This is a genomic window from Marinomonas pontica (genome assembly GCF_026191375.1).
Taxonomy (GTDB): domain Bacteria; phylum Pseudomonadota; class Gammaproteobacteria; order Pseudomonadales; family Marinomonadaceae; genus Marinomonas; species Marinomonas pontica.
The window spans coordinates 37,903-63,165 of record NZ_JAODTL010000053.1 but is presented as its reverse complement, the minus strand read 5'-3'; the positions used below and the strand labels follow the sequence as shown (position 1 = coordinate 63,165).

General features: G+C 44.6%; 21 protein-coding genes, 1 tRNA gene and 1 pseudogene. 4 read left to right on the top strand and 19 right to left on the bottom strand.

The window, feature by feature from the left end:
* The first annotated feature begins 52 nt into the window (after positions 1 to 52).
* The gene (rpoD, locus tag N5P32_RS15310; RefSeq protein WP_265729891.1) at positions 53 to 1,891 is read left to right on the top strand and encodes an RNA polymerase sigma factor RpoD; all 1,839 of its coding nucleotides are present in this window, start codon (positions 53 to 55) and stop codon (positions 1,889 to 1,891) included.
* Positions 1,892 to 2,219: 328 nt separating this feature from the next.
* A complete protein-coding gene (locus N5P32_RS15305; RefSeq protein ID WP_265729890.1) occupies positions 2,220 to 3,626 on the top strand; it encodes a PhoH family protein in 1,407 nt (468 codons plus the stop codon).
* Positions 3,627 to 3,714: 88 nt separating this feature from the next.
* Here N5P32_RS15305 and N5P32_RS15300 read toward each other — a convergent pair whose 3' ends face one another.
* The 4 genes and pseudogenes from N5P32_RS15300 to N5P32_RS15285 form a co-directional block, all read right to left on the bottom strand.
* Positions 3,715 to 4,341 (bottom strand): bifunctional 4-hydroxy-2-oxoglutarate aldolase/2-dehydro-3-deoxy-phosphogluconate aldolase, encoded by a 627-nt coding sequence (locus tag N5P32_RS15300; RefSeq protein ID WP_265729889.1) that lies wholly within the window; start codon positions 4,339 to 4,341, stop codon positions 3,715 to 3,717.
* Between the two features lie 41 nt (positions 4,342 to 4,382).
* A complete protein-coding gene (gene zwf / locus N5P32_RS15295) occupies positions 4,383 to 5,858 on the bottom strand; it encodes a glucose-6-phosphate dehydrogenase (protein WP_265729888.1) in 1,476 nt (491 codons plus the stop codon).
* Between the two features lie 20 nt (positions 5,859 to 5,878).
* Positions 5,879 to 6,852, bottom strand: a pseudogene (gene glk, locus N5P32_RS15290) (glucokinase).
* Between the two features lie 102 nt (positions 6,853 to 6,954).
* Complete coding sequence (locus tag N5P32_RS15285; RefSeq protein WP_265729887.1) at positions 6,955 to 8,019, bottom strand: GGDEF domain-containing protein; 1,065 nt, start codon at positions 8,017 to 8,019, stop codon at positions 6,955 to 6,957.
* A 259-nt stretch (positions 8,020 to 8,278) separates the two neighbouring features.
* On the opposite strand from N5P32_RS15285, the gene N5P32_RS15280 reads away from it, so the two are divergent.
* Positions 8,279 to 8,602, top strand: coding sequence for a hypothetical protein (locus N5P32_RS15280; protein ID WP_265729886.1), 324 nt, complete (start codon positions 8,279 to 8,281; stop codon positions 8,600 to 8,602).
* On the opposite strand, the gene N5P32_RS15275 is transcribed toward N5P32_RS15280, so the two are convergent.
* Positions 8,599 to 9,534, bottom strand: coding sequence for a DUF3080 family protein (locus tag N5P32_RS15275; protein ID WP_265729885.1), 936 nt, complete (start codon positions 9,532 to 9,534; stop codon positions 8,599 to 8,601). The two genes, N5P32_RS15280 and N5P32_RS15275, sit on opposite strands and share 4 nt — an antisense overlap.
* 97 nt (positions 9,535 to 9,631) lie before the next feature.
* On the opposite strand from N5P32_RS15275, the gene N5P32_RS15270 reads away from it, so the two are divergent.
* Complete coding sequence (locus tag N5P32_RS15270) at positions 9,632 to 9,964, top strand: acyl-CoA thioesterase (RefSeq protein WP_265729884.1); 333 nt, start codon at positions 9,632 to 9,634, stop codon at positions 9,962 to 9,964.
* A gap of 126 nt (positions 9,965 to 10,090) precedes the next feature.
* Here the strand turns inward: N5P32_RS15270 and N5P32_RS15265 are convergent, their stop codons facing one another.
* From N5P32_RS15265 to ftsH, 14 genes are all read right to left on the bottom strand, one after another.
* Positions 10,091 to 10,681, bottom strand: coding sequence for an LPP20 family lipoprotein (locus N5P32_RS15265; RefSeq protein ID WP_265729883.1), 591 nt, complete (start codon positions 10,679 to 10,681; stop codon positions 10,091 to 10,093).
* 143 nt (positions 10,682 to 10,824) lie between these two features.
* Positions 10,825 to 12,933, bottom strand: a complete 2,109-nt coding sequence (pnp, locus tag N5P32_RS15260) for a polyribonucleotide nucleotidyltransferase (RefSeq protein ID WP_265729882.1) — start codon at positions 12,931 to 12,933, stop codon at positions 10,825 to 10,827.
* 176 nt (positions 12,934 to 13,109) lie between these two features.
* On the bottom strand, positions 13,110 to 13,379 hold the full coding sequence (gene rpsO / locus N5P32_RS15255) for a 30S ribosomal protein S15 (RefSeq protein ID WP_012068748.1): 270 nt from the start codon (positions 13,377 to 13,379) through the stop codon (positions 13,110 to 13,112).
* A 111-nt stretch (positions 13,380 to 13,490) separates the two neighbouring features.
* Positions 13,491 to 14,417 (bottom strand): tRNA pseudouridine(55) synthase TruB, encoded by a 927-nt coding sequence (gene truB, locus N5P32_RS15250; RefSeq protein WP_265729881.1) that lies wholly within the window; start codon positions 14,415 to 14,417, stop codon positions 13,491 to 13,493.
* Positions 14,418 to 14,426: 9 nt separating this feature from the next.
* Positions 14,427 to 14,816, bottom strand: coding sequence for a 30S ribosome-binding factor RbfA (gene rbfA, locus N5P32_RS15245; RefSeq protein WP_012068746.1), 390 nt, complete (start codon positions 14,814 to 14,816; stop codon positions 14,427 to 14,429).
* A 12-nt stretch (positions 14,817 to 14,828) separates the two neighbouring features.
* On the bottom strand, positions 14,829 to 17,399 hold the full coding sequence (infB, locus tag N5P32_RS15240) for a translation initiation factor IF-2 (RefSeq protein WP_265729880.1): 2,571 nt from the start codon (positions 17,397 to 17,399) through the stop codon (positions 14,829 to 14,831).
* A gap of 26 nt (positions 17,400 to 17,425) precedes the next feature.
* Positions 17,426 to 18,916, bottom strand: coding sequence for a transcription termination factor NusA (gene nusA / locus N5P32_RS15235; RefSeq protein WP_265729879.1), 1,491 nt, complete (start codon positions 18,914 to 18,916; stop codon positions 17,426 to 17,428).
* Between the two features lie 27 nt (positions 18,917 to 18,943).
* Positions 18,944 to 19,405 carry a ribosome maturation factor RimP gene (gene rimP, locus N5P32_RS15230; RefSeq protein WP_265729878.1) on the bottom strand — a complete coding sequence of 154 codons (462 nt, stop codon included), beginning with the start codon at positions 19,403 to 19,405 and terminating at the stop codon, positions 18,944 to 18,946.
* Positions 19,406 to 19,720: 315 nt separating this feature from the next.
* A tRNA-Leu gene (locus N5P32_RS15225) sits at positions 19,721 to 19,806 on the bottom strand.
* Between the two features lie 43 nt (positions 19,807 to 19,849).
* Positions 19,850 to 20,203, bottom strand: a complete 354-nt coding sequence (gene secG / locus N5P32_RS15220; RefSeq protein ID WP_265729877.1) for a preprotein translocase subunit SecG — start codon at positions 20,201 to 20,203, stop codon at positions 19,850 to 19,852.
* A gap of 3 nt (positions 20,204 to 20,206) precedes the next feature.
* Positions 20,207 to 20,956 carry a triose-phosphate isomerase gene (gene tpiA, locus N5P32_RS15215; protein ID WP_265729876.1) on the bottom strand — a complete coding sequence of 250 codons (750 nt, stop codon included), beginning with the start codon at positions 20,954 to 20,956 and terminating at the stop codon, positions 20,207 to 20,209.
* A 91-nt stretch (positions 20,957 to 21,047) separates the two neighbouring features.
* A complete protein-coding gene (gene glmM, locus N5P32_RS15210) occupies positions 21,048 to 22,394 on the bottom strand; it encodes a phosphoglucosamine mutase (RefSeq protein WP_265729875.1) in 1,347 nt (448 codons plus the stop codon).
* Positions 22,394 to 23,227, bottom strand: a complete 834-nt coding sequence (gene folP, locus N5P32_RS15205) for a dihydropteroate synthase (protein WP_265729874.1) — start codon at positions 23,225 to 23,227, stop codon at positions 22,394 to 22,396. Before folP ends, glmM begins: the two co-directional genes overlap by 1 nt.
* 33 nt (positions 23,228 to 23,260) lie before the next feature.
* Positions 23,261 to 25,222 (bottom strand): ATP-dependent zinc metalloprotease FtsH, encoded by a 1,962-nt coding sequence (ftsH, locus tag N5P32_RS15200; protein ID WP_265729977.1) that lies wholly within the window; start codon positions 25,220 to 25,222, stop codon positions 23,261 to 23,263.
* Positions 25,223 to 25,263: the final 41 nt, after the last annotated feature.

The window sequence follows — 25,263 nt, the reverse complement described above, 5'->3', positions numbered from 1 at the left end:
TAATCCGCGGCTTGCTAAACTCCCAAATGAATTTCTAACGATAGGTTGTCGAATGCCAGACACTCAACAGTCACGTCTCAAAGAGCTGATCTCCAAGGGTAAAGAACAAGGTTACCTAACTTTTTCTGAAGTTAATGACCACCTCCCTGATGACCTTTCAGACCCGGAGCAAGTAGAAGAAATCATTGCCATGATCAACGACATGGGCATCACGGTTTCTGAAGTTGCACCAGATAAAGATAACCTTCTTATGGAAGAAGGTGATGCCACAGATGAGGCCGCTGCAGAAGAAGCAGCAGCAGCATTAGCGGCTGTAGAAGGTGATATCACCCGAACAACTGACCCTGTCCGCATGTACATGCGTGAAATGGGTACGGTTGAGCTACTCACTCGCGCTGGCGAGATTGCGATTGCAAAACGCATCGAAGAAGGTACGCGCGAAGTAATGGCGGCCATTTCCTATTTCCCTGGTGCTGTGGATGTATTGCTAGACGCATACGCAAAAGTACAAGAAGAGGAAGGTCGTCTTAGCGACATTTTTAGCGGTTTCATTGATGGCGATGGCGAAGAGCCTGTTTTCGAAGAAACGGCCACAGAAGAGCCTATTATTGAAGAAGATTCGGTAGACAGTGACGACGATGATGACGACACTGAAACCACTGAAGAAGAAACAGATAATGGCCCAGATCCAGAAGAAACAGCTCTGCGCTTTAATGATATTTCGCGCATCTATGAAGAGCTGAAAGTCTTGCTTGAAAACAGCAATAGACAGGATCCTGCCGTACAGAATAAACAAGAAGAGCTAAGCATCAGTTTTGCACCAATCAAATTGGTTCCTAAGCTGTTTGACGACTTGATTGAGCGCGTACGCTCTCGCATGGAAAAAGTGCGTGAACAAGAACGCCTAATCATGCAAGTCTGTGTACGCAAATCAGGCATGCCACGCACGGAATTCTTAAAACGTTTTCCAAGCAATGAAACCAATGCCGACTGGCTAAAAGAGCAAATCGCCTCTGGTGCTGATTACGCAGCCATGCTTGAAGAAAACGAAGCCGAATTTATGCGCAGCCAGCGCAAGCTTCGTGCCGTAACAAAAGAAACCGGCCTAACGATTGCGGAACTGAAAGAAATCAATCGTCGCATTTCTATTGGTGAGACTCGCGCTCGTCGTGCGAAAAAAGAAATGGTTGAAGCTAACCTTCGTTTGGTTATCTCTATTGCGAAGAAATACACAAACCGTGGCTTACAATTCTTGGACCTTATCCAGGAAGGCAACATCGGTTTGATGAAAGCCGTAGACAAATTTGAATACCGTCGTGGTTATAAGTTCTCGACTTACGCTACGTGGTGGATTCGTCAGGCAATCACTCGTTCGATTGCTGATCAGGCTCGTACAATTCGTATTCCTGTGCACATGATCGAAACGATTAACAAACTTAATCGTATCTCTCGTCAAATGCTGCAGGAAATGGGACGCGAAGCCACGCCAGAAGAATTGGCCGCTCGCATGGACATGCCAGAAGACAAAATTCGTAAAGTATTGAAGATTGCAAAAGAACCAATCTCAATGGAAACCCCTATCGGTGATGATGAAGATTCACACTTAGGCGACTTCATTGAAGACGATGGTGCTGAATCTCCAATTGATATCGCTACGATTGAAGGTTTACGTGAGTCGACTACCATGGTTCTTGCAGGCTTAACCGCTCGTGAAGCCAAGGTATTGCGCATGCGTTTTGGTATCGATATGAACACAGACCACACTCTTGAAGAAGTGGGCAAGCAGTTCGACGTTACTCGTGAACGTATTCGTCAAATCGAAGCGAAAGCCTTGCGGAAGCTACGTCACCCAAGTCGTTCAGAACACCTAAGAAGCTTCTTAGACGAGTAAAACGACCTGTTTACAGAAAAACCGCTGCCTAAGCAGCGGTTTTTTTATGCCTAAAACAGATAAAAAAACTCAATTAGAACAAGCATAAGCAACAAAACTGTCATACACTCTATTTAGAGTATGGAAAAAGACAGTGAGGCATAGCTTGCTTAAAACCATAGTCACAAAGAAACTCAGCTCAATATTTCCCCTTTTGGTTGGATTTGCATCCGACGAACAACCTTGCTATCACCCCTCAAAACACACAACAACACAATCACATTGCCCGTACAGATCGATTTTCTATTTTCAAAAGACAACTTCATGTTCTTTACAGGAGTAATACTCTATGGAAAAAATCTACGTTCTTGATACCAATGTTCTGTTGCACGACCCATTGGCCATTTATGCGTTTGCCGAACACAAAGTCGTGATTCCCATGACCGTTCTTGAAGAACTTGACGTTATTAAAGACAGGCGAGACAAAGACGTCAGTCGTGAAGCGCGTGTTGCGATCAATACCATTGATAAAATAGTTGGTGACACCTCTCCCCGAGAGCTACAGGCAGGCGTCCCAATACGCGTTGTTAGTAACGATGTAGACAAAGACCAAAACAAGCGCAGCGAAGGCTCCTTGGCCATTTATCCAGATCAACAAATTACACTTACGGATAACGTGCCTTTTTTGAATGGCAACCATGACCACGCCAACGACAACCGCATCATCAATGTTGGACTTAGCCTACAAGCCACTCATCCTCGCTCTGCAGTCTGCCTAGTAACAAAAGACATCAACATGCGGATCAAAGCCAAAGGTTCTGGCCTGGAGCGAGTGGAAGATTACCGCAAAGACCGCGTTCTAGACGACTTGGATTTAATGACCAAGGGCTACATTCAATTTACAGGCAGTTTCTGGTCAACCATTGATAGCGTCAAAACAGAAGCCCATGGCCGACACACGGTCCATGTCATTAACAAAACCCACTTGCCTAATATCTATCTCAATATGTTTGTCATTGATGATGAAGACTTTATTGGCTTTGTGGTCAATACAGATCAAGAGTTTGTTTATTTACTTGATGTTAACAAGCAACATCTAATGAACCAAAACTTTTGGGGCATTCACCCGCGCAACCTAGAACAAGCCATGGCGTTTTATTTATTACGCCATGACAATTCCGACTTAATGGTAATGACAGGACCTGCAGGATCAGGAAAGACCTTACTCGCTCTTGCCTACGGATTACAGGTAACCATGGAAGAGAAGCGCTTTAATAAAATTATTGTCGCTCGATCAACCCCACCAATGGCGGAAGACATTGGCTTTTTACCAGGAACCGAGGAAGAGAAAATGGCACCTTGGTTAGCCGCGTTTGATGACAACTTGGAAATCCTACACGGCGCAGATGAACACTCTTTTAGCAGTATCGATTATGTTAAACAAAAGGCCAACATCCAGTTTAAATCTCTTAACTTCATGCGCGGCCGCTCATTCAACAACGCCTTAATCATTATTGACGAGGCTCAAGGTTTAACGCAATTCCAACTTAAATCTATCGTGACACGAGTGGGTAGCAACTCAAAAATTATCGTTTTAGGTAACTTGGCACAGATAGACAATAAGTACATCACCCCACTTACTTCGGGACTCACCTACTTGGTGGAAAAAACAAAATCCTTTAAATACGCCAGCATTATGCATGTTAACGGCATCGAACGAAGCCGACTTGCGGAATTTGCGGAAGAAAACCTATAAAAAAACACGCCATTTTAGGTCGGAAAAAGGCAATAAAAAAAGGAAGAACCTACGTTCTTCCCTTTTTTTGAACACAATAAGAAAAGGCTTAGCGAGCGACAGACTTCGCCAGCTCGGTAATGTCATCCCATTTTCCAGCACGCACTAAATCGGTTGGCACAATCCAAGAACCCCCAACACAAAGTACATTTGGTAACGCCAAGTACTCACGGAAATTGTCTGCGCCAATACCACCAGTCGGACAAAATTTAATCTGCGGCAATGGCCCACCAAACGCCTTCAACGCCTTCACTCCACCATTTACTTCAGCAGGAAAGAATTTAAAACGGTCATAGCCGTATTCCATTCCCAACAAAACATCCGAAATGGTCGCCACTGCTGGCAAATACGGCACATCGTATTCTTTACCGACGGCTAATAAATCCGCTGTCATACCAGGGCTAATGATAAACTGAGATCCGGCCTCAATCGCTTGAATATATTGCGCACGTGAACACACCGTCCCCGCACCAACAATCGCCTCAGGCACTTCTTTACGCAACGCGGTAATCGCCTCTAGAGCCGCAGGCGTTCGTAATGTCACTTCCAACACAGGCACACCACCAGCAACAAGTGCTTTGCCCAGCGCAACCGCTTGCTCTACATCGTCGACAACAATAACAGGAACCACAGGCGTCGCTGTCATCACTTTTTCAGCTGTATAAGTTTGAGTCATTTCGCTTTCCTTTTATCGGCTTATTTTTCAGTCCAATTGACTTAGTAGTCGTGCCAATTGCGGCCGTCTTTAATAGGCAATGCCATCGATGCGGCCGGCCCCCATGAACCAGATGCGTATTCTTTAGGGCGCTCGCTCGTTTGATTCCAAGCAGACATAATACCGTCCACCCATTTCCATGCAGCCTCCACTTCATCGTAACGCATAAACAAGGTTGCATCGTTGCGCATCACATCCAATAGCAAGCGCTCATAGGCCTCAGGGCTACGCTTATCATTAAATGCTTCCGTTAGACTCAAGTTCAAATCTACCGGTTGCAGATTCATTCCTTCACTCGCTCCAGGCACTTTATTCATTACCGTTAGAGAGATTTTTTCTTCTGGCTGAAGGCGAATCACCAATTGATTCCGCTGCAACTGACGGTTACTTTCATCGCTAAAAATGCTGTGAGGAACAGCCTTATATTGAATCACGATTTCAGAATAACGCTGACCCAAACGCTTACCGGTTCTCAGATAAAACGGCACGCCAGCCCAACGCCAGTTGTCAATATCAGCCCGCAAAGCGACAAACGTTTCTGTTCTTGAATTAGGGTTACTCCCTTCTTCATCAAAATACCCTTTTACATCTTTCCCTTTGATCATGCCTTTTGCATACTGTCCACGAACGGTTTTTGTGTACGCATTTGCACCAGCAATAGGACGCAATGCTTTTAAGACTTTGATTTTTTCATCTCGAACCGAGTCTGCATCCATACGACCTGGCGGCTCCATCGCTACCAAACATAGCAATTGGATCAAGTGGTTCTGCACCATGTCTCTCATGGCACCAGCGTTGTCGTAATATCCCCAACGCCCTTCAACACCAACGGTTTCTGATACCGTAATTTGCACGTTATCAATGTGTGCGCTGTCCCATAATGGCTCGAACAACGTATTACCAAAACGGATTGCCAACAGGTTTTGAACCGTCTCTTTTCCTAGGTAATGGTCAATACGAAACGCTTGTTGCTCATTAAAGTTCTTCATCACCTCATCGTTAATCGCACGAGAAGACGCCAAATCTCTGCCCAGCGGTTTTTCCAACACCACACGCATACGGTCAGCGTTCAAACCATGCGAGGCCAAAGAAGAACAAATAGAACCAAACAGATCTGGGGACGTGGCCAGATAAAACACAACGTCGCGGTCATCACCACCGACTTGGTGCTCATTTAGTCGAGCAAAGTCGGACTCTTGCTGAGCATCAACCGACACATAACTTAAACGTTGCTTAAAACGCTGCCACGTTTTGTCGTCACCAATACTGGAAGGAACGAATTCATCAAGCGCTGCTCGAATCTTTGTCTGGTACTCTTCAGTGGCAACCTCACGTCTTGAGGCTCCAATAATTCGAGTCGTCGGAGCGAGCAACCCATCCATATCTAAATGGTACAAAGCCGGCAGTAACTTACGCATTGCAAGATCACCACCACCACCAAAAATGACAACATCACAGGCTTTCAAACTGGCCTTCATTCTTTACTCTCCAACTAAATCTAGGCTTTCGACACAAGATGAGACGCATAACATGCGCACCCCATCAGGCCTGGGTATTCAGACATAACAACAAAAGTCGGAATAGGCGAAACAAAATTTTTCATGCGACCTTTGTCTTGCATCGCATCACGGAAACCACTGTTAAGAATTTCTTTCAGATAACGAGGAACGATTCCACCTGCAATATAGACACCACCACGGGATTCAACAGACAAGACCAGATCCCCAATTACGCGACCTAAAAACACAAAAAATTGCTCTAACGTCGCCTTGGCAATTGGGTCGTTACCCAATGACAACGCTTCTCCAATCTCAGGAGCTGTCAGGCGCTTTTCAATGCCATTCTGCAAAGCAAGAGCTTCATAAATATTTTCAAGCCCCATACCGGATAACACACGCTCCGCCGACACGCGATGGTGACGAGTGCGAAGGAATTTAAGAATATTATCTTCGACATCATTACAGGCAGAAAGATCGACATGCCCCCCTCTCCAGGAAGAACAATGTTCGGGCCATTGTCTTGCGGTACAACACAAGCTACCCCAAGACCCGTTCCCGCCCCAATCACCCAACAAGCCCCTTTAGGGTCAATGGTCGATTGTTCGCCGATAACCACCATATCTTGCGGCGTTAAAATTTCTAAACAATGACCGACAGCATCAAAGTCATTTAATAAAGCGACGGCTTTATTGTCTCCAAAATAGGATTCAACTTCAGCTCGTGTGAACTGCCAAGGATTGTTAGAAAAACGAATAACTGGCTGGTTCACAGGACCTGCAATAGCCAACACAACAGCGTCAATATCATCCATATTAACGCTGCAGTTTTTAATGTAATCCGCTGCAGCATCAAAAAAGCTGTCGTATTTTTCACAAGGAAGCACTCTGACTTCGAGAGGCTCATACTGATGAATAGGAACCAATGCAAAACGAGCATTTGTTCCGCCAAGATCGGCGATTAAAGCGTGGGACATAGATGAACCCTATTTAATTTTTTTGAAATTTTACAACAAAATCGAGGTGAAAAATACCGTACCATTGAAAAAACAAGCACAATAATGTAATAAAATTACATTTTATCTAAGTCTATTTAAGAACTTAAACACCTTTGTAGGCACTAATCTTTTACGGTTATTTTTATAATCATAGAGACGCTCATCCGCCACTTTCAGCAGATGTTTGTAGTTACTTGGCATGTCAGACATAACGCTCGCACCACCGTAACTAATAGTAATAGGTACTAAGTTAGATTTATACCTTAACGGATTAGATTGTAGGTATTCTTGGATGGATTCTGCAATTAATATTGCTTGTTCATAACTTTTTCCGGGCATCACAAACACAAACTCATCACCCGCAAAACGGAATGCCAGCCCTTGCTTATGCACATATTTTAATAAGCGCTTAGCAATATATTCTAGCACCTCGTCACCACAATTGTGCCCCAAGGTGTCATTGATGGATTTAAAGGCATCACAGTCTATAAAGACCACCGTCAAATCGCGTTCTTGCATTTTTGATCGAGCAAACTCACGGTCCAACATTAATTCTAATTGTCGACGGTTTAATAATCCCGTCAATGGATCGCGAGTAGCAAGATATTCTAGTTTTTCCCTCGCTGTCACATTGCTCAGGCAAATCGAAATTTTGATCGCTAATTGATCCAATAAAAAAGTGTCTTTTGTAGTGGCATCATATCGTGTGCTATCAGAGTCCGCCTGACAAAACAAACCAACCAATTCACCGTCAATCGTCAAAGGGGAAATCGCCACAGAGGAAATGATGTCACGATACACAGCGGGGATAATCTCCCAGCATCGACTTAAATTGGTATTCACCAGAATCGTCTTATTACTCGACTTAATGATATCTATCATGGATCTACGCCGTGTAAATAAGACACGATCACGCAGATCTGGCATTTTTTCTAGACTTTCAATCAGATGGGATAAGGGTGCTTCATTAATCAGATTCACCCACACATAAGGGACATTAAATTGTTTCTGCACCTCTTTCGTGAGCGTAGAAACAAACTGATCACAACGCCCAATCGACAGAATACAGCGCTCTATTTCAAAAAATTTGCGTGCGATTTCTTCATTGTGTCTCACATTGTCGATCAATTCATTGATATCATGCATGCACTATGCCCTACCGCAATATGGTTACGCGGCTTAATAATCTTAATAGAAGACCAGATCCTAAAAATATCATTGATCTATCTACATTATAGTACGATGCTTGAACACTTTGAGCTATAGATTGAACAAAAAATTGCTGAACATTCGTACAAGAAGCCGCTCATTCCCATAACAACGCCTCTTAATTAATTACCTGTTTTCTTTAAGAAAAAGCACGCTATGCCGATAACTTATTGTAGATGATTCAGTAGGCATAGAAATGAACATAAGAGACATCGTTGAAACACAGATAACCCAAAGCAGCAAAGCGGGCAGTCCGGTATCTGGCAACGCACATTTCGCCTTGCTAATGAGTCTGTTCAATCAACCCGGCCCATCCATAATGGATGCACCTGATACCTTAAGCCAACATCCCCCGCATGCGGTCACGCGACCAATGCAGTTTTCTCACCATATTGGAGAAAACCCGATAGCCAACATTGCTTTACTAAAAGCCCTCAGCGCAGAGCCATTGGCAGAAGGCCCTGCCTACCAATACGATCCAGTGGAAAGCTTAGAACGTCAAATCAACATCAAAATCTAACCCGCGGCTGTCAAAGGCAATGCACATCGTTCAAACAAGGCACTCCAATGTCCAGCATGCTGCTGAGACGCCCGTTGATATTCCTGCCAAACACTCTTATCGGATTCAAAATCAAGCTGCCCAAGAAAGCGATCAAGTGGCTCTGTATGGGGCGAACTCAGGGAAACAAGACGAGTCAAGAGTGGCAAAACTTGGTAAGCACTCTGATTGATACGCCCCATATACGGTTGTATCTGCTGAACATAATGGCGTTCAAACTGTTGCTTCAGAAAAACAACTGGAGCACCACATACCTCATCACCTTGGTGTGCAATCACGCCCGACACCCCTTTTAGATATTCAGTCAGCTGCATCAGCGAATACAACAATCGGCCCGCGTATTCACTGTCCATTAGTATTTTAAGATCCCCTTCAAAAATAACGGATTCAACCTTTGGTAGGCTTGAAAGTTGCTCTCCTATTACGACCAATCGCCCTAAGGCATCCAATAATTCCTGTTGCTCCGCCGTCGAATAATTCAAGGGAACAAAGCCATTAGATAAACTGAAAAAGGCCTCACTTTCCTTGCCATTGAACAGTGCATTCCCAAACGCCTTAGGCAATTCCCGACGCTTTTGTTGCGCAACACTTCTAAGTGTCGCGGATAACTCTGACTCTTTAAGGTCGCAAGACTCAATGGCTCGAATAATATCCAACTCATACAAGAATCGCTGGCTGTCAGTCATCACCTTACCTAGTATGCTATTTTTTCTTCCTGCAATAACCCCCACATCACACTGCTGAAGTGACAAAAAATCTAATAGCCCTATATCAAACTTAGTCAGAGGCTGCTGTCGAAAACGAAAGGAAGGGAGACTTTCTGGCATCACTGTTGCAGGCGCTATTAAAGAGAAATACTGAGAGCGGTTTAAATCTGCAACATATTGAGACAAAAGAGCGTCCACTTTAAAACGCGTGTCACACCCACTCACTCCAGCGAGTATAATGCTGCATAACAATAGCATTCGAAAAAGATAAGGCTTTATCAACATGAACAAATTACTCATCCAAAAACGTGAAGAAATCTCGGAAACGCGCGTGGCTAAAATGGTTTTCCCTGCCACAACGAACCATTATGACACTCTGTTTGGTGGCATCGCACTACAATGGATGGATGAAGTAGCCTACATCGCTGCAACGCGCTTTTCGAGAAAGACCATGGTGACAATATCAACGGAACAAGTGGACTTCAAACACCCGATTCCTCTGGAATCTTGGTTGAACTCATTGCTCGCGTTGTACATGTTGGAAGAACATCACTTAAAGTGGAAGTGTCGATTTTTCTCGAACAGTTGGACAGCGACAAACGCACAAAAGCAGTGACTGGGCATTTCAATTTTGTGGCCGTCGACAGCAACAAAAAACCAACCCCTATTTTTGATGAAGAAACCAGCGCCTGATGAAGCAATGAGAAGGGGTTGCACTCACACCCCTTCTCATAAAGTCATGCTACTGAGCGCGACGTTTGGCGATTTCAGCGGCCAACTCATCAAAGCTTTTTTCAGACTCTAGTTTCTGAAATAAAGCCGCTTCGTTTCTCATAGACGTTCTTAAAATACTCTCAGCCACACCTTCAGCTTGAGCAGGATCCAATCCCACTAATACCACCAAACCACCAGACGGTGTCGGCATCTGACGAACGACTTTAGAACCAATCAGTTTTTGTTCTGTCACCTGTTTGCTGACAACACTATTCACTCGGTCAACCGTTTCTGCATCGCCCGCCCCTGTTATCTCAACGTATTGTTTCACCATGTTTTGCAAATCAACACTCAACACCTGAGCCAATTCAACACGCGCCGCTGTCGCAGCCATTTGTTTCATGTAATTCGGGCCAGCAGCAGATTTTTCACTGTAACCTACCGCAGACAATTCGACCCCTTCAACAGGGGCACCACACACCCAAGCTGGAGCAGCCTGATTGGAACCATCTGCAAATACGCAGTCAGGGATCGCCGCAACCGGTGTGTTAATCACATCTTTGCTGCATGCGGCCAACACCAAGCTTGCCACCACTACACTTGCTACTTTAAACATCATGTTTTTCCTTTATACAAACACAGAAGACACGTAAAAATGCACAAATCACATTATTTATAATGCTTTTATTTTAGTCCATTCATTTGTTTAAAAACAAAAAAAGGCGCTAATAATTAGCGCCTTTCCAGCAACTTTAACCGATATTACTCAGTGTAAGCCGCTTTTTCTTCTTCTGTTACGTCTTTCATAGACAGTTTAATACGACCACGCGCATCAACATCTAGTACTTTAACGATAACGTCTTGTCCTTCAGACAAGAAATCAGACACCGCACGAATACGCTCTTCAGCGATTTGTGAAATGTGAACCAAGCCATCTTTGCCAGGCAAGATATTTACGAATGCACCAAACTCAGCCAAACGAACCACTTTACCTTTGTAAAGTTTGTCCACTTCTGCTTCTGCTGTGATTTCATGAATCTTCAACAAAGCCGCATCAGAAGACGCTTTATCAGCCGCATAAATACGAACAGTACCGTCGTCATCTAGATCGATAGACGCACCCGTTTGCTCAGTGATAGAACGAATTGTCGCACCACCTTTACCGATAACGTCACGAATTTTCTCAGGATCAATTTTGATCGTTGCCATAGAAGGCGCATTTGGAGAAACTTCTGGACGAGCGTAACCGATAACTTTCGCCATTTCACGAAGGATATGAGTACGAGCTTCAAGCGCTTGGCTCAAAGCGATGTCCATAATTTCTTCGTTGATACCTTCGATCTTGATGTCCATTTGAAGCGCAGTGATACCTTCAGCAGTACCCGCCACTTTAAAGTCCATGTCGCCAAGGTGATCTTCGTCACCCAAGATATCAGTCAATACCGCAAAGCCGTCGTCTTCTTTGATAAGACCCATTGCGATACCCGCAACTGGTGCTTTAAGAGGAACACCGGCATCCATCATAGACAAAGACGCACCACATACCGACGCCATTGAGCTTGAACCGTTAGATTCAGTGATCTCAGACACGATACGGATTGTGTATGGGAATTCATCTTCAGAAGGCAATACCGCTTGAACACCACGACGAGCTAGACGACCGTGACCAATTTCACGACGACCAACACCACCCATACGTCCACACTCACCGACAGAGTAAGGAGGGAAGTTGTAATGAAGCATGAAGCTGTCTTTGCTTTCGCCAGTCAGACCATCGGTCATTTGTGAATCGCGGCTCGTGCCTAGAGTACAAGTTGCAATCGCCTGAGTTTCACCACGAGTGAACAAAGCAGAACCGTGAGTTTTGCTTAGTAAGCCAACTTCAACGTCAATTGGACGAACTGTTTTATTGTCACGTCCATCAATACGAGGCTTGCCATCGATTACACGACGACGAACAATGCGTTTTTCAAGTTTAGAGAAAGCACCAGTAACATCCGCTTCTGAGAACTCGCCTTCTTCAGTAACCAGTGCAGCAACTGCAGCATCACGAACAACACCTAGCTGAGCGTAACGAGCCATTTTTTCACTGATTCCGTACGCTTCTTCGATTTGAGCTGCGTAACCAGACTGTAGAGCGTCCGTCAAAGAAACGTTTGCCGCTTCTGCTTCCCAATCCCAACGAGGCTTAGCGCACTCCGCTGCGAATTCAGTAATAGCAGAAATCGCTGTTTGCATTTCTTTGTGAGCGTAAAGAACAGCGCCTAGCATTTCGTCCTCTGTAAGCTCTTGCGCTTCAGATTCAACCATCAGTACTGCGTCTTTCGTGCCCGCTACCACCATGTCTAGCAAAGAGCCGTCTAGGTCAGAGTAGCTTGGGTTAAGAACGTAACCAGACTCGTCGTTAAAACCAACACGAGCCGCACCGATAGGGCCATTGAATGGGATACCAGAAATAGTCAATGCTGCAGATGTCGCCAACATAGCCGCAATGTCTGCGTCTAGGTTTGTGTTAGTAGACATTACTGTACAAACAACCTGAACTTCGTTCATGAATCCTTTAGGAAACAACGGACGAATTGGACGGTCGATCAAACGAGAAGTCAGTGTTTCTTTTTCAGAAGGACGACCTTCACGCTTTAGGAAACCACCTGGAATTTTACCAACTGCGTATGCACGCTCTTGATAATGAACAGATAATGGGAAGAAGTCTTGACCTGCTTTAGCAGATTTAGCGCCTACAACAGTAGCAAGTACTTGTGCATCACCAATAGTACAAAGAACAGCACCCGTTGCTTGACGAGCAATGCGGCCTGTTTCTAGCGTTACGGTATCGTTACCGAACTGGAAAGTTTTTGTCGTAATACTCACGCGTATTCCTTTTATAAAAAAATTTCTTCTCCCAAAGACCTCTTTTTAAGCCAGTACTCATATGAACTCTTTTTTGACTCTTCATAATGAAGAGGAAAAGCGCATATGAAGTACAGGCTGTCCCTTGGGAGACCAATAAAAAAAGGGCCATAATTACTTATGGCCCTTTCTCAGTCTTAGCGACGCAGACCTAGTTTTTTGATCAAACTAGTGTAACGAGCTGCATCTTTACGCTTAAGGTAATCCAACAATTTACGACGTTGGTTTACCATGCGGATTAGACCGCGACGAGAATGATGGTCGTGGATATGAGCTTTAAAGTGACCTTGTAGACCTTCGATGTTCTTAGTCAACAATGCTACTTGAACTTCAGGAGAACCTGTGTCGCCTTCCGCTACTTGAAACTCTTTAACCAACGCTGCTTTTGATTCTGCAGACAATGCCATAATCTTAATCTCCAAATTAATATGCTATTAAAAGTAAAGGATAGCCGAGCATATTTTCAGTCATCCTAGAACCACAAGTTTAACACTCTTTTTAGCAGAACTCACTGCTATTTATAAAGAGAACTCACTGGTATTAACCAATCTATAAGGCCGAATAAAAGCACCTTTAATCTGCCCAAGGCCCAAGAAGCGCTGCGAGCCACAATCGTACATTCGTATGATGGTTTCGTTCTCTAAAGAAACTGTATTTGGAATGGTTCTACCAAACATCATATTTACGGTATCGGCTTCAGGTAAATCCACTTTCTCAAAGTGCTCAATCGCCGTATCCATTGGCATTAAATAAGCATCTAGTGCGTCATAACCTTGCTCAGCAATGGCCTCAAACTCTTCAAGTGACATCATCTTTTCAGGCAAATACCCCGCCGTCGAAATACGATGCAATGAGTGAAGGTGTGCTCCGCAACCCAGTGCTTCACCAATATCTTCGCCTATGGTTCTGATATAGGTACCTTTTGAACACCGGATATCAAGCGTCAGCGTATCTTCTGTTCTTGAAACTAGAGTGAGATCAGAAATCGTAACGTGACGACGTTTCCTTTCGATGACAATCCCTTGACGAGCATATTCGTACAAAGGACGACCTTCATGTTTTAACGCCGAATACATAGGCGGAATTTGTTCAATTTCGCCACGAAATCCATCCAGAATGTCTTCAAGAGATTTATCGCTCAGGGTCGGGACTAACTCTTCAGTTAACACCTCACCTTCTCGATCTCCTGTTGTCGTGCGCTTTCCCAATTGAATGCACGTAAGGTAACGCTTATCCGCATCCAATAAATATTGAGAAAACTTTGTAGCCTCACCAAGACACAATGGCAACATTCCGGTTGCCAAAGGATCAAGCGCCCCAGTATGTCCTGCTTTTTCGGCTTGATAAAGACGACGGACACGCTGCAACGCTTGGTTCGAACTTAAACCTATCGGCTTGTTCAGTAGAACGATACCGTCTACTGAACGCCATTTTGCTTTAACCATACGAATTTATTACTCGTCTTCGTTACCGTTTTTCGTCTCATCATCACGAATTGCTTCGTCGATCAGAGCAGACATACGCGAGCCATTAACCACACTCTGGTCATAATGGAAACGCAAATGCGGCATAACACGAAGTTTTACTTCTTGTGCTAAACGACGACGCAAGAAACCTTTTGCACTGTCTAGTGCTGCTTGGTTCTCTGCCAATACTTCTGGCTGGTCATCTTTGCCTAATACGGTGTAATAAATATCCGCATAGCCTAAATCTTTTGCTACACGTACTTCGTTGACAGTAACCAACCCTAAACGAGGGTCTTTTACTTCAAACTGGATTAAGGACGCCAGCTCCTTTTGGAGCTGGTCACCAATCCGACTAGTACGACTAAATTCGCCTGCCATGATCTTGCCCTATTAAAGCGTACGCGCTACTTCGACAGTTTCAAAAACTTCGATCTTATCGCCTACTTTGACATCGTTGTAATTCTTCACACCGATACCACATTCCATACCACGGCTTACTTCATTTACCGCGTCTTTGAAACGACGTAATGATTCAAGCTCACCTTCGTAAATAACAACATCATCGCGCAATACACGAATTTGCTTACTACGGTAAACCGTGCCTTCAATAACCATACAGCCAGCAATCAAACCAAATTTAGGTGAACGGAATACGTCACGTACTTCTGCAGTACCTTTAATGTCTTCACGAAGATCTGGTGACAACATACCGGACAACGCAGATTTCACGTCATCAATGATGTTGTAGATAACGCTGTAGTAGCGAAGATCAATGCTTTCTCGCTCAATAAATTGCTTAGCAGAGTTATCTGCACGCACGTTAAAGCCGAAGATAACTGCATCAGAGGCCAATGCCAACGTCGCATCCGTTTCTGTGATACCACCAACACCGCTTGATACTACGTTTACTTTCACTTCGTCTGTATTCAAATCAGTCAATGACTTGATCAAAGCTTCAAGAGAACCACGTACGTCGGCTTTAAGAACAACGTTTAGTGTGCGCACTTCGTCTTTGCCCATTTCAGAGAACAAGTTCTCCAATTTAGCGGAGTGTTGACGAGCAAAACGTACTTCACGGTATTTACCTTGACGGAAGTTAGCCACTTCACGCGCTTTACGCTCGTCAGCCACTACGATGAACTCTTCACCCGCTTCTGGCGTACCATCAAGACCAAGGATCTCAACAGGAATAGAAGGTCCAGCAGAAGCAATTGAAGCACCATTTTCATCCAACAGAGCTCGTACACGACCCATTTGCAAACCAGCCAATACGATATCGCCTTTTTTCAGCGTACCATTTTGAACCAACAAGGTAGCAACAGATCCACGTCCACGATCAAGACGAGCCTCAACAACCACACCTTTTGCCGGAGCACTTGGTACAGCGGTCAATTCAAGTACTTCAGATTGCAGAAGAACCGCTTCTAACAACTCTTCAATACCTTCACCCGATTTAGCCGATACACCAACGAACTGAACGTCACCGCCCCACTCTTCTGGTACCACTTCCTGCGCGACCAATTCGTTTTTCACACGATCAAGGTCGGCGCCTTCTTTGTCGATCTTAGTAATGGCAACAACCATAGGAACAGCAGCAGCACGAGCATGCTGAATTGCTTCAATTGTTTGCGGCATTACACCATCGTCTGCAGCACATACAAGAATAACGATGTCCGTTGCTTTCGCACCACGAGCACGCATAGAAGTAAACGCGGCGTGTCCAGGTGTGTCTAAGAAACTGACCATGCCATGTGGTGTTTCAACATGGTAAGCGCCGATATGCTGAGTGATGCCACCGGACTCGCCCGCAGCAACGCGAGTGGTACGAATGTAATCAAGCAAAGAGGTTTTACCATGGTCAACGTGCCCCATTACCGTCACAACAGGTGCGCGTTTGATCGCCTCACCTTCGTAATCGATAGCTTCGATCATGTCGTTTTCAACAGCATTTTCGTCGATAAACTTAACCGTATGACCCATTTCTTCAACGACAAGTGTCGCAGTATCACGGTCAATGGTTTGGTTAATGGTCGCCATTGCGCCCATTTTAAACATAACTTTGATCACTTCAGCGCCTTTTACTGCCATTTTCTCAGCAAGGTCTGCAACAGTAATACTTTCCGGCAAAGCCACTTCGTGAATCATTTTAGCCGTAGGCTTTTGGAAACCATGCTCTTGTTTAGATGGCTTCTTATTTTTACGACCCAATTTGCCGCGACGAGTAAACTCATCTTCGTCATTCACATTAACTCGCGTTGTACGCTTGTTATCTGGATTAACGCGACCACGCGGTTTATCTTTGTCGTTGTCGTGTCTAACTGGTCCCTTTTTGCCTTTAGGGGCAACCGTTGATTTTTTGCTGTCCATCGCTGGTTGAGACGTTTTTTTCGATGCTTTAGGCTGCTTCGGTGATTCCACGGGTTCTGCCGCTCCTATATCGGAAACATAGTGCTCCGTATCATTTACCGCGCCAGCGTCCGCTACGACAGTACTTACCGCTGCTTCTTGACGCGCTTTTTCTTCGGCTTCAGCTTTGGCTTTAGCCGCCTTCTCTTCTTCTAGCTTACGCTCAGCTTCAACGCGAGCTTTCTCTTCAGCTAAACGCTCTTGCTCTTCGGCCAGTCGCTTCGCTAACAATTCTTCCTGCTTTTGAGCTTCTTCGTCAGCATCATCACGCTTAACATAGGTGCGCTTTTTCTTTACGGCTACGTTAACGGCTTTGCCACCATCGCCACGGGACAACGTGCTTGTCGTTTTACGCTGTAACGTAATGCGTTGACTGCTATCGCTTTCTTCACCGTGCTGACGTTTTAAATGATTCAACAACGTTTGTTTTTCAACTTCAGAGACTTCTTGGCCTTCACTTGTTTGAGGTAGACCAGCATCTTTCATCTGAGCCAGTAGCTTATCGACTGGAGTGTTTACCAGCTCGGATAGTATCTTTACGGTTTGAACTGTCATTAAGTTCCCCCTTATGTACTCAGATTTTATTCAGATTCAGCAAACCAAGGTGCACGCGCCGTCAAAATGAGGCTAGCCGCACGCTCTTCTGTCATACCTTCAACATCAAGCAATTCATCAACGGATTGCTCTGCTAAATCTTCCATAGTAATAACACCCATGGAGGCAAGAACAAGTGCCAAATGATTGTCCATGCCATCCATTGCTAACAAATCAGCAGCAGGTTTAGCATCGTCTAGTTGCTCTTCAGCTTGAAGGGCTTGATTCAATAGAGCTTCTTTTGCTCGAGAACGTAATTCGTTCACCAAATCTTCATCAAATCCGTCAATATCTAACATTTCTTCCATTGGGACATACGCCACTTCTTCTAAAGAAGTGAATCCCTCATCAACCATTTGAATCGCTAAATCGTCATCAATATCCAAACCTGAAACAAAGATATCGATTAATTTTTGTGATTCTTCTTGTTGCTTCGCTTCTGCGTCTTCGCTGGTCATCACATTCAAAGACCAACCAGTTAAAGCGGATGCCAAACGAACATTCTGGCCGTTACGACCAATCGCTTGCGCAAGGTTGTCACTTTTCACTGCAACATCCATAGAATGGGCGTCTTCATCAATAACGATAGAATCCACTTCTGCTGGTGCCATAGCATTAATCACCAACTGGGCTGGATTATCATCCCAAAGCACAATATCTACTCGCTCGCCGTTCATTTCATTTGAAACAGCTTGGACACGCGCACCGCGCATACCAACGCACGCACCGATAGGATCAATACGACGATCGTTTGTTTTTACTGCGATTTTTGCACGAAGGCCTGGATCACGAGATGCGCCGCGAATCTCAATAACTTCTTCAGAGATTTCAGGCACTTCAAGACGAAACAGTTCAATCATGAAAGCAGGATCATTACGTGACAAAATCAGTTGTGCACCGCGACTGTCATCTCGAATTTCAAGCAGTAATGCACGAATACGATCGTTCATTCTAAAGCTTTCACGAGAGATCAATTGATCTTTTGGCAATGACGCTTCTGCATTTTCACCTAGATCAATAATCAAACTATCACGAGTGACTTTCTTCACTTGACCGTGAACCAGCTTGCCTACTTTTTCTGTGTACAAGGCCACCATTTTAGCACGTTCAGCTTCACGCACTTTTTGAACAATGACTTGCTTTGCGGTTTGCGCAGCAATACGACCAAAAGCCTCAGACTCAACTTCTTCTTCGTATACTTCACCAATACCCACACCTAGGTTTTGTTCTTCAGAATCGTCTATTGTTAATTCAGATGCTGGCGCTGAGTAGTCTTCATCAGCAACAATGTTCCACTGACGGTAGGTTTTATAATCACCCGTGCGCTGATCAATGGAGACACGAATCAATGCGTCTTCTTCAAAACGGCGTTTGGCAGCACTAGCTAAAGCAATCTCAACAGCTTCGAAAATAACTTGTTTCGGAACATCTTTCTCGTTGGATACGGCTTCTACTACCAAAAGAATTTCTTTGCTCATCCTTTTAGCCTCTCTTCAAGGTTAATTTTAAAATTGTGGAACAACATTTGCCTTATCAATCAAATCGATAGGCAACAAGTATTCTTCTTGATCAACGCGAATGACAACGTCTTCACCTTCGATCCCCATTAGCTGTCCTTTAAATTTGCGGCGCCCGTCAAAAGGCACACGTAGACGTAAAGAAACAATAGATCCGATATACGCTTGGTACTGAGCCAAACCAAATAAAGGACGATCTAAACCTGGGGAAGACACCTCTAAGTTGTATTCGCCCGTAATGGGATCTTCAACATCCAAAATAGAGCTGACTTGGCGACTGACTCGGGCACAGTCTTCAACATCAATGCCTTTTTCAGCATCTGTTTCTATATAAATACGAAGCACAGAATCTTTACCAAGCGATAAATACTCCATCCCCCAAAATTCAAACCCTAAACCTTCAACGACTGGTCGAATAAGTTCTTCTAAAATCGTATATTTAGCTGACAATCGTTTTCTCCGAAAACCAATTTTTTGTAAAACGCAGAAACAAAAAACGGGCTCAAGGCCCATTTTATTAAAACTTAGCGCTAGTGTGCAGATAATAAAAAACCCCATATAGGGGCTCTTAGTACTCACACCAGCTTACGCTGAGAGAGCATCCTTCATAATGAAGGCTGTCAATCCAGACAAAAACACCAAGAGCGAACTGTTGCGAACTCCAAAAAGGAAAACCCTAAGAAAACGTTACTCCTCTCAGGCAAACCAGATCACTCTGCATCAATATGAACACATCATACACAAAATATGACATCAATTCAATATTGGTGCGGATGGGGGGACTCGAACCCCCACGAGCATAGCTCACCACCCCCTCAAGGTGGCGCGTCTACCAATTCCGCCACATCCGCAAACTCTAACCAGACATCACAAGACGCCTTTTAACGCAAAACCTTACTCTGTTACAGGAAGATCGGACGTTGTTTTCTTTTTGTCACCCAATTCAGGCAAGGCTACCGTTTCTTCAACTTGAGGCGCTGAAGGAACAAAATCAAGAGCCCCTGAAACACTTTTCGCTTGTTCGCTGGCAAAAAAAGCCAAACCAAAACTAGTCAAAAAGAATATTAGTGCAAAAAGTGCCGTCATTTTTCCGAAGAAACTACCGCCACCTTGACTACCAAATACAGTTTGGGACGCACCACCACCAAAAGAGGCACCTGCATCCGCACCTTTACCTTGCTGCAACAAAACTAACGCAATAATCACTACTGCCGCCAGTACATGCAAAACCAAAATAAGTGCTTCCATCAATTAACCTGCTGTTTTTACTATCGCTATAAATTCTTTAGCATCAAGAGATGCACCACCTACAAGAGCACCATCTACATCAGGCATTTCAAACAAAGCCGAGCTGGTTGATGCTTTAACACTACCGCCATATAAGATCTGCACTTTTCTAGCAACAGACTCAGATAACGTTGACAAAAAAGATCTAATTGATTGATGAACGTCTTGTGCCTGCTCGGCACTTGCTGACAAACCTGTACCTATCGCCCAAACAGGTTCGTAAGCGATCACCATCTGTTCAAAGGAGTCAACACCAACACAATCAATCACCGCTTGAAGCTGACGCTGACACACCTCAAACGTTTTATTTGACTCACGCTCTTCTAGGGTTTCACCTATACACAACATTGGAGTCAATCCAAAATCTAAAACCGCCTCAACTTTTGTGGCAACTTGCTCGTCCGTTTCACCATACAAAGAACGTCGTTCAGAGTGACCAAGTAGTACATACTTAACCCCAAAGTCATTCAACATCGAAACAGACACTTCACCTGTATAAGCCCCTTGTTCATGGTTACTCACATTTTGAGCCGCCAGGACAAGAGCACTGTCTGAAATCATTTCAGACACTTGAGACAAATAAGGAAAAGAAGGCGCTATAACCACTTCAGAATCAGAACCACCCATCTCCAAAAGGCCGCCAATCAGTGAAACAATAGACTCTTTAGAGCCATTCATCTTCCAGTTACCAGCAACGATTTTTTGACGAATCATATCCTAACCCCTAAATTCGAGGCGCCCATTCTATGGAATGGACGCTTTGGTTTCAAGCATTTATTTTTATTCGGAACACATTAAAGACGTTTTAAGCATCTACCTTTGACGCCACAACCGCTTTAACTTCTTCCACTAAATATTCAACAAGCTCATCCACAGTTTTATCATCACGCCCTTCGACCATCACCCTAATCAAAGGCTCAGTACCAGACGCCCTTAATAAGACACGACCTAAACCATTTAGGCGCTCATTGGCAACCGCTATGGCTTTTTGCAAAGCTGGCTCTTCATTCGGCACAAAACGCTTTGCCACTCGAATATTTTTAAGTTTCTGAGGAAATTTAACCAAACCTGCTAAAAGCTCGTCGAGCGTCTTACCCTCTTCTACCATTGCTCGAAGAACCTGAAGCGCAGCAATAATACCGTCCCCAGTGGTGGTAATAGAGCGACAGACAATATGACCCGAAGGCTCACCGCCTAACACCCAACCATGCTGCATCAGCTTTTCATTGACATAACGATCCCCAACAGCCGCCCGACTAAAACCAATACCGGTTTCAGAAAACGCCAATTCAAGACCAAAATTACTCATGAGCGTACCGACAACACCACCACTAAAACGGCCAGTGCGCATCAAATGATTAGCAATAATATACAAAATATCATCGCCGTCACGCACAACTCCATGACGATCAACAAGAATTAGGCGATCGCCATCACCATCGAGCGCAATACCTAAATCAGCTTCCTCCGCCAACACATTCTTGCGCAACAATTCAGGCTTAGTCGCACCACTAAATTCATTAATATTAAGACCATCAGGGTTGATCCCGATAGAAATAACTTCTGCACCCAGTTCAGAAAACACACGAGGCGCAACGTGATAAGTCGCCCCATCAGCGCAGTCAACAATGATCTTCAAGCCGCTCAGCTGCAGGCCAATTGGGAAAGTCCCTTTACAGTATTCAATGTATCGTCCTGCGGCGTCATCAATACGTTTCGCACGCCCAATCATACTGGACTCAACCACTTCCATTGGCTGTTCCAAGAAATACTCAATGCGCTCCTCAATTTCGTCTGAAATCTTTCCACCTTCAGCCGAAAAAAACTTAATCCCATTATCAGTATAAGGGTTATGAGATGCACTAATCACGATGCCAGCACTGGCACGAAAAGTCCTCGTCAAATAAGCAATAGCAGGCGTTGGCATGGGACCAACAAGACGAACATCCGCACCAGCCGCCACGATGCCTGATTCGAGCGCAGACTCAAACATATAGCCCGAAATACGAGTATCTTTACCAATTAAAATTTTCTTATCATGCTCTTTAAAAACTTGACCTGCCGCCCAACCAAGCTTAAGCATAAATTCAGGCGTAATTGGCGTTGTACCTACCTTACCTCGAATACCATCCGTACCAAAATACTTACGCATTAACTTTCTCCCTCAATACGAGACATTAACGCCAACATGTCTACATGCGGCCTAACATCATGAACTCTGAATATTCGAGCACCCTTTAAATAAGCTGACGCATTCGCTCCCATTGTGCCGTACAAACGATCCTCAACAGGTCGCCCCAACACATCACCAATCATGGTTTTTCTAGATAGGCCAATAAGCACCTCAAAACCAAGCGTTTTAAACCGTTCGGTATGGCGTAGCAACGCCAAATTATGCGACAACGTCTTACCAAACCCAATTCCAGGGTCCAAAATCACACGAGCCCGATCAATTCCGGCCGCTTCACATTCGCTCACTCTCGATATCAAATAATCAGCAACGTCATCAACTACAGACGCGTAATCAGGTTGCTCCTGCATCGTTTGAGGCATTCCTTTCATGTGCATCAAACACACTGGAAGATTCGTTTCAGCGGCAGCCAATAACGCACCATCACGCTCAAGCGCGCGAACATCATTAATCAACCCCATGCCTAGCGCAGCCGCCCCCCGAATCACTTCAGGCGTACTCGTATCGACCGACACAATGATATCAAACTGCTTTTTAATTAATTCGACAATTGGCAACACCCGATCCAATTCTTGCTGAGTGGAAACAGGGGCGGCACCAGGGCGCGTAGACTCACCGCCAACGTCGATGATACTCGCCCCCTCTTCGATCATTCTTTGCGTCTGACGCAAAGCAGCATCAAAAGAATTAAAGGCGCCACCATCCGAGAAAGAATCAGGGGTAATATTTAATATCCCCATAACATGAGGAAGGGATAAGTCTAACGACTTATCCCCAAAAGACATTAACGACATGAAAAAACCATATCAAAAATTAACCGTTCGAAATCACTCACCCGTTGATTTAGGCGAAGCTTGATCAGAGGACACTTCAGCATCTTCTGCTTTCACGCCATCATCAGATGAAACAACCTCATCCACTTCCGTCGCATCAGCGGCTTTTTGCGCTTTTGCACTGGGATCAGACCAACCTTCAGGTGCTGACGGCTTGTTGCCATCCATAATTTCTTTAATTTGCTTAGCATCAATCGTTTCATACTGCATTAATGCTTCGGCCATTACATCCAATTTTGAACGGTTATCAACCAAGATGGTTGTCGCTTTCTCATAACAGCGGCTAATAATATCTTGCACTTCAGCATCGATAATTTTGCCCGTCTCTGGTGAGAAATAGTTCGCCTTGCTACCCGTTGGCCCTGAAATGTAACCACCACTATTGTCATCTTCTTCGTAGGCGAATGGACCTAGCTTTTCAGACAAGCCCCACTTAGTGACCATGTTACGAGCAATGCTTGTGGCACGCTCTATGTCGTTTGATGCGCCAGTAGAAACCCCATCGAAACCGTGAATCATTTCCTCTGCAATTCGTCCGCCATACAAGCTACAAACCTGGCTTTCAAGACCGCGTTTACTGATGCTGTACTTATCCTCTTCCGGCAAATACATTGTCACACCAAGCGCACGGCCACGAGGAATAATAGACACCTTATAAACAGGATCATGTTCAGGCATCAAATAACCAATGATTGTGTGGCCAGCTTCATGGTATGCCGTATTCAATTTTTCTTTATCGCTCATCACCATGGTTTTACGCTCAGCGCCCATGAGGATTTTATCTTTCGCTAACTCCAACAGCTCCATGTTCACTAATCGACGATTAGATCGAGCCGCAAACAACGCCGCCTCATTCACTAGATTCGCTAAGTCGGCACCAGAAAAACCTGGCGTACCACGCGCAATGTTTTTTGGTTCAACATCATCATCGCAAGGCACTTTACGCAAATGCACTTTTAAAATCTGCTCACGGCCACGAATATCTGGCAAACCCACTGTTACTTGGCGATCGAAACGACCAGGACGCAATAATGCAGGGTCTAATACATCTGGACGGTTTGTTGCCGCAATTACGATAATCCCTTCATTACCCTCAAAACCATCCATTTCTACCAATAGTTGGTTCAAGGTTTGCTCGCGCTCATCATTACCGCCGCCCATACCGGAACCACGATTACGACCTACGGCGTCAATTTCATCAATAAAGATAATGCATGGTGCGTGCTTTTTAGCTTGCTCGAACATATCACGAACACGCGACGCCCCCACACCAACAAACATTTCAACAAAGTCTGAACCTGAAATGGTAAAGAACGGTACTTTTGCCTCACCAGCAATGGCTTTAGCCAATAGTGTTTTGCCTGTACCTGGAGGCCCGCACATCAAAATACCGCGAGGAATTTTACCGCCTAAACGCTGAAATTTACTTGGCTCTCGTAGAAAATCCACCAACTCTTCAGTGTCTTCTTTTGCCTCATCACAACCAGCCACATCTGCAAAAGTGGTTTTAATCTGATCTTCAGGCAACAGACGAGCTTTGGACTTACCAAAAGACATCGGGCCACCCTTACCACCGCCACCACCTTGCATCTGGCGCATGAAAAACATGAAAATGGCAAGAATAAGAAGAATAGGAAAACTCGCTACCAACAACTGAGTCCAAATACTCTGCTGTTCAGGCATGCGACCTTCAACGATGACGTTATTACTTAACAGGTCATCCATGATTTTAGGGTCTGCTGCCGCTGGACGCACAGTATCAAACGTATCACCACTGGTCCGGCTTCCGCTGATGGTATAACCATCCACAATTGCTTTGGCTATCCGACCTTCCTGAACCTCTTTCACAAACTCTGAATAAGAAATTCGATTTGTGTCAGACGTCGTATTAAAATTATTAAACACAGTCAGCAGTACAGCCGCTATCACCAACCACAACAGTATATTTTTCAGCATATCGTTCAAGAGCACACCTCTAAACGGTTATTTAAAATGTC

Bases quoted from the DNA above. Each gene is read 5' to 3' on its own strand.
- rpsO (WP_012068748.1), bottom strand. From the start codon at position 13,379: ATGGCATTGTCTGCAGAATCAAAAGCAGCGTTGGTTAAAGAGTTTCAA.
- N5P32_RS15265 (WP_265729883.1), bottom strand. From the start codon at position 10,681: ATGATGTTTAAAGTAGCAAGTGTAGTGGTGGCAAGCTTGGTGTTGGCC.
- N5P32_RS15285 (WP_265729887.1), bottom strand. From the start codon at position 8,019: ATGCATGATATCAATGAATTGATCGACAATGTGAGACACAATGAAGAA.
- rpoD (WP_265729891.1), top strand. From the start codon at position 53: ATGCCAGACACTCAACAGTCACGTCTCAAAGAGCTGATCTCCAAGGGT.
- infB (WP_265729880.1), bottom strand. From the start codon at position 17,399: ATGACAGTTCAAACCGTAAAGATACTATCCGAGCTGGTAAACACTCCA.
- tpiA (WP_265729876.1), bottom strand. From the start codon at position 20,956: ATGATTCGTCAAAAAATCGTTGCTGGTAACTGGAAGATGAATGGCTCT.
- rbfA (WP_012068746.1), bottom strand. From the start codon at position 14,816: ATGGCAGGCGAATTTAGTCGTACTAGTCGGATTGGTGACCAGCTCCAA.
- truB (WP_265729881.1), bottom strand. From the start codon at position 14,417: ATGGTTAAAGCAAAATGGCGTTCAGTAGACGGTATCGTTCTACTGAAC.
- glmM (WP_265729875.1), bottom strand. From the start codon at position 22,394: ATGCGTAAGTATTTTGGTACGGATGGTATTCGAGGTAAGGTAGGTACA.
- N5P32_RS15300 (WP_265729889.1), bottom strand. From the start codon at position 4,341: ATGACTCAAACTTATACAGCTGAAAAAGTGATGACAGCGACGCCTGTG.
- ftsH (WP_265729977.1), bottom strand. From the start codon at position 25,222: ATGCTGAAAAATATACTGTTGTGGTTGGTGATAGCGGCTGTACTGCTG.
- N5P32_RS15305 (WP_265729890.1), top strand. From the start codon at position 2,220: ATGGAAAAAATCTACGTTCTTGATACCAATGTTCTGTTGCACGACCCA.
- N5P32_RS15280 (WP_265729886.1), top strand. From the start codon at position 8,279: ATGAACATAAGAGACATCGTTGAAACACAGATAACCCAAAGCAGCAAA.
- N5P32_RS15270 (WP_265729884.1), top strand. From the start codon at position 9,632: ATGAACAAATTACTCATCCAAAAACGTGAAGAAATCTCGGAAACGCGC.
- secG (WP_265729877.1), bottom strand. From the start codon at position 20,203: ATGGAAGCACTTATTTTGGTTTTGCATGTACTGGCGGCAGTAGTGATT.
- folP (WP_265729874.1), bottom strand. From the start codon at position 23,227: ATGTCGTTAATGTCTTTTGGGGATAAGTCGTTAGACTTATCCCTTCCT.
- zwf (WP_265729888.1), bottom strand. From the start codon at position 5,858: ATGAAGGCCAGTTTGAAAGCCTGTGATGTTGTCATTTTTGGTGGTGGT.
- nusA (WP_265729879.1), bottom strand. From the start codon at position 18,916: ATGAGCAAAGAAATTCTTTTGGTAGTAGAAGCCGTATCCAACGAGAAA.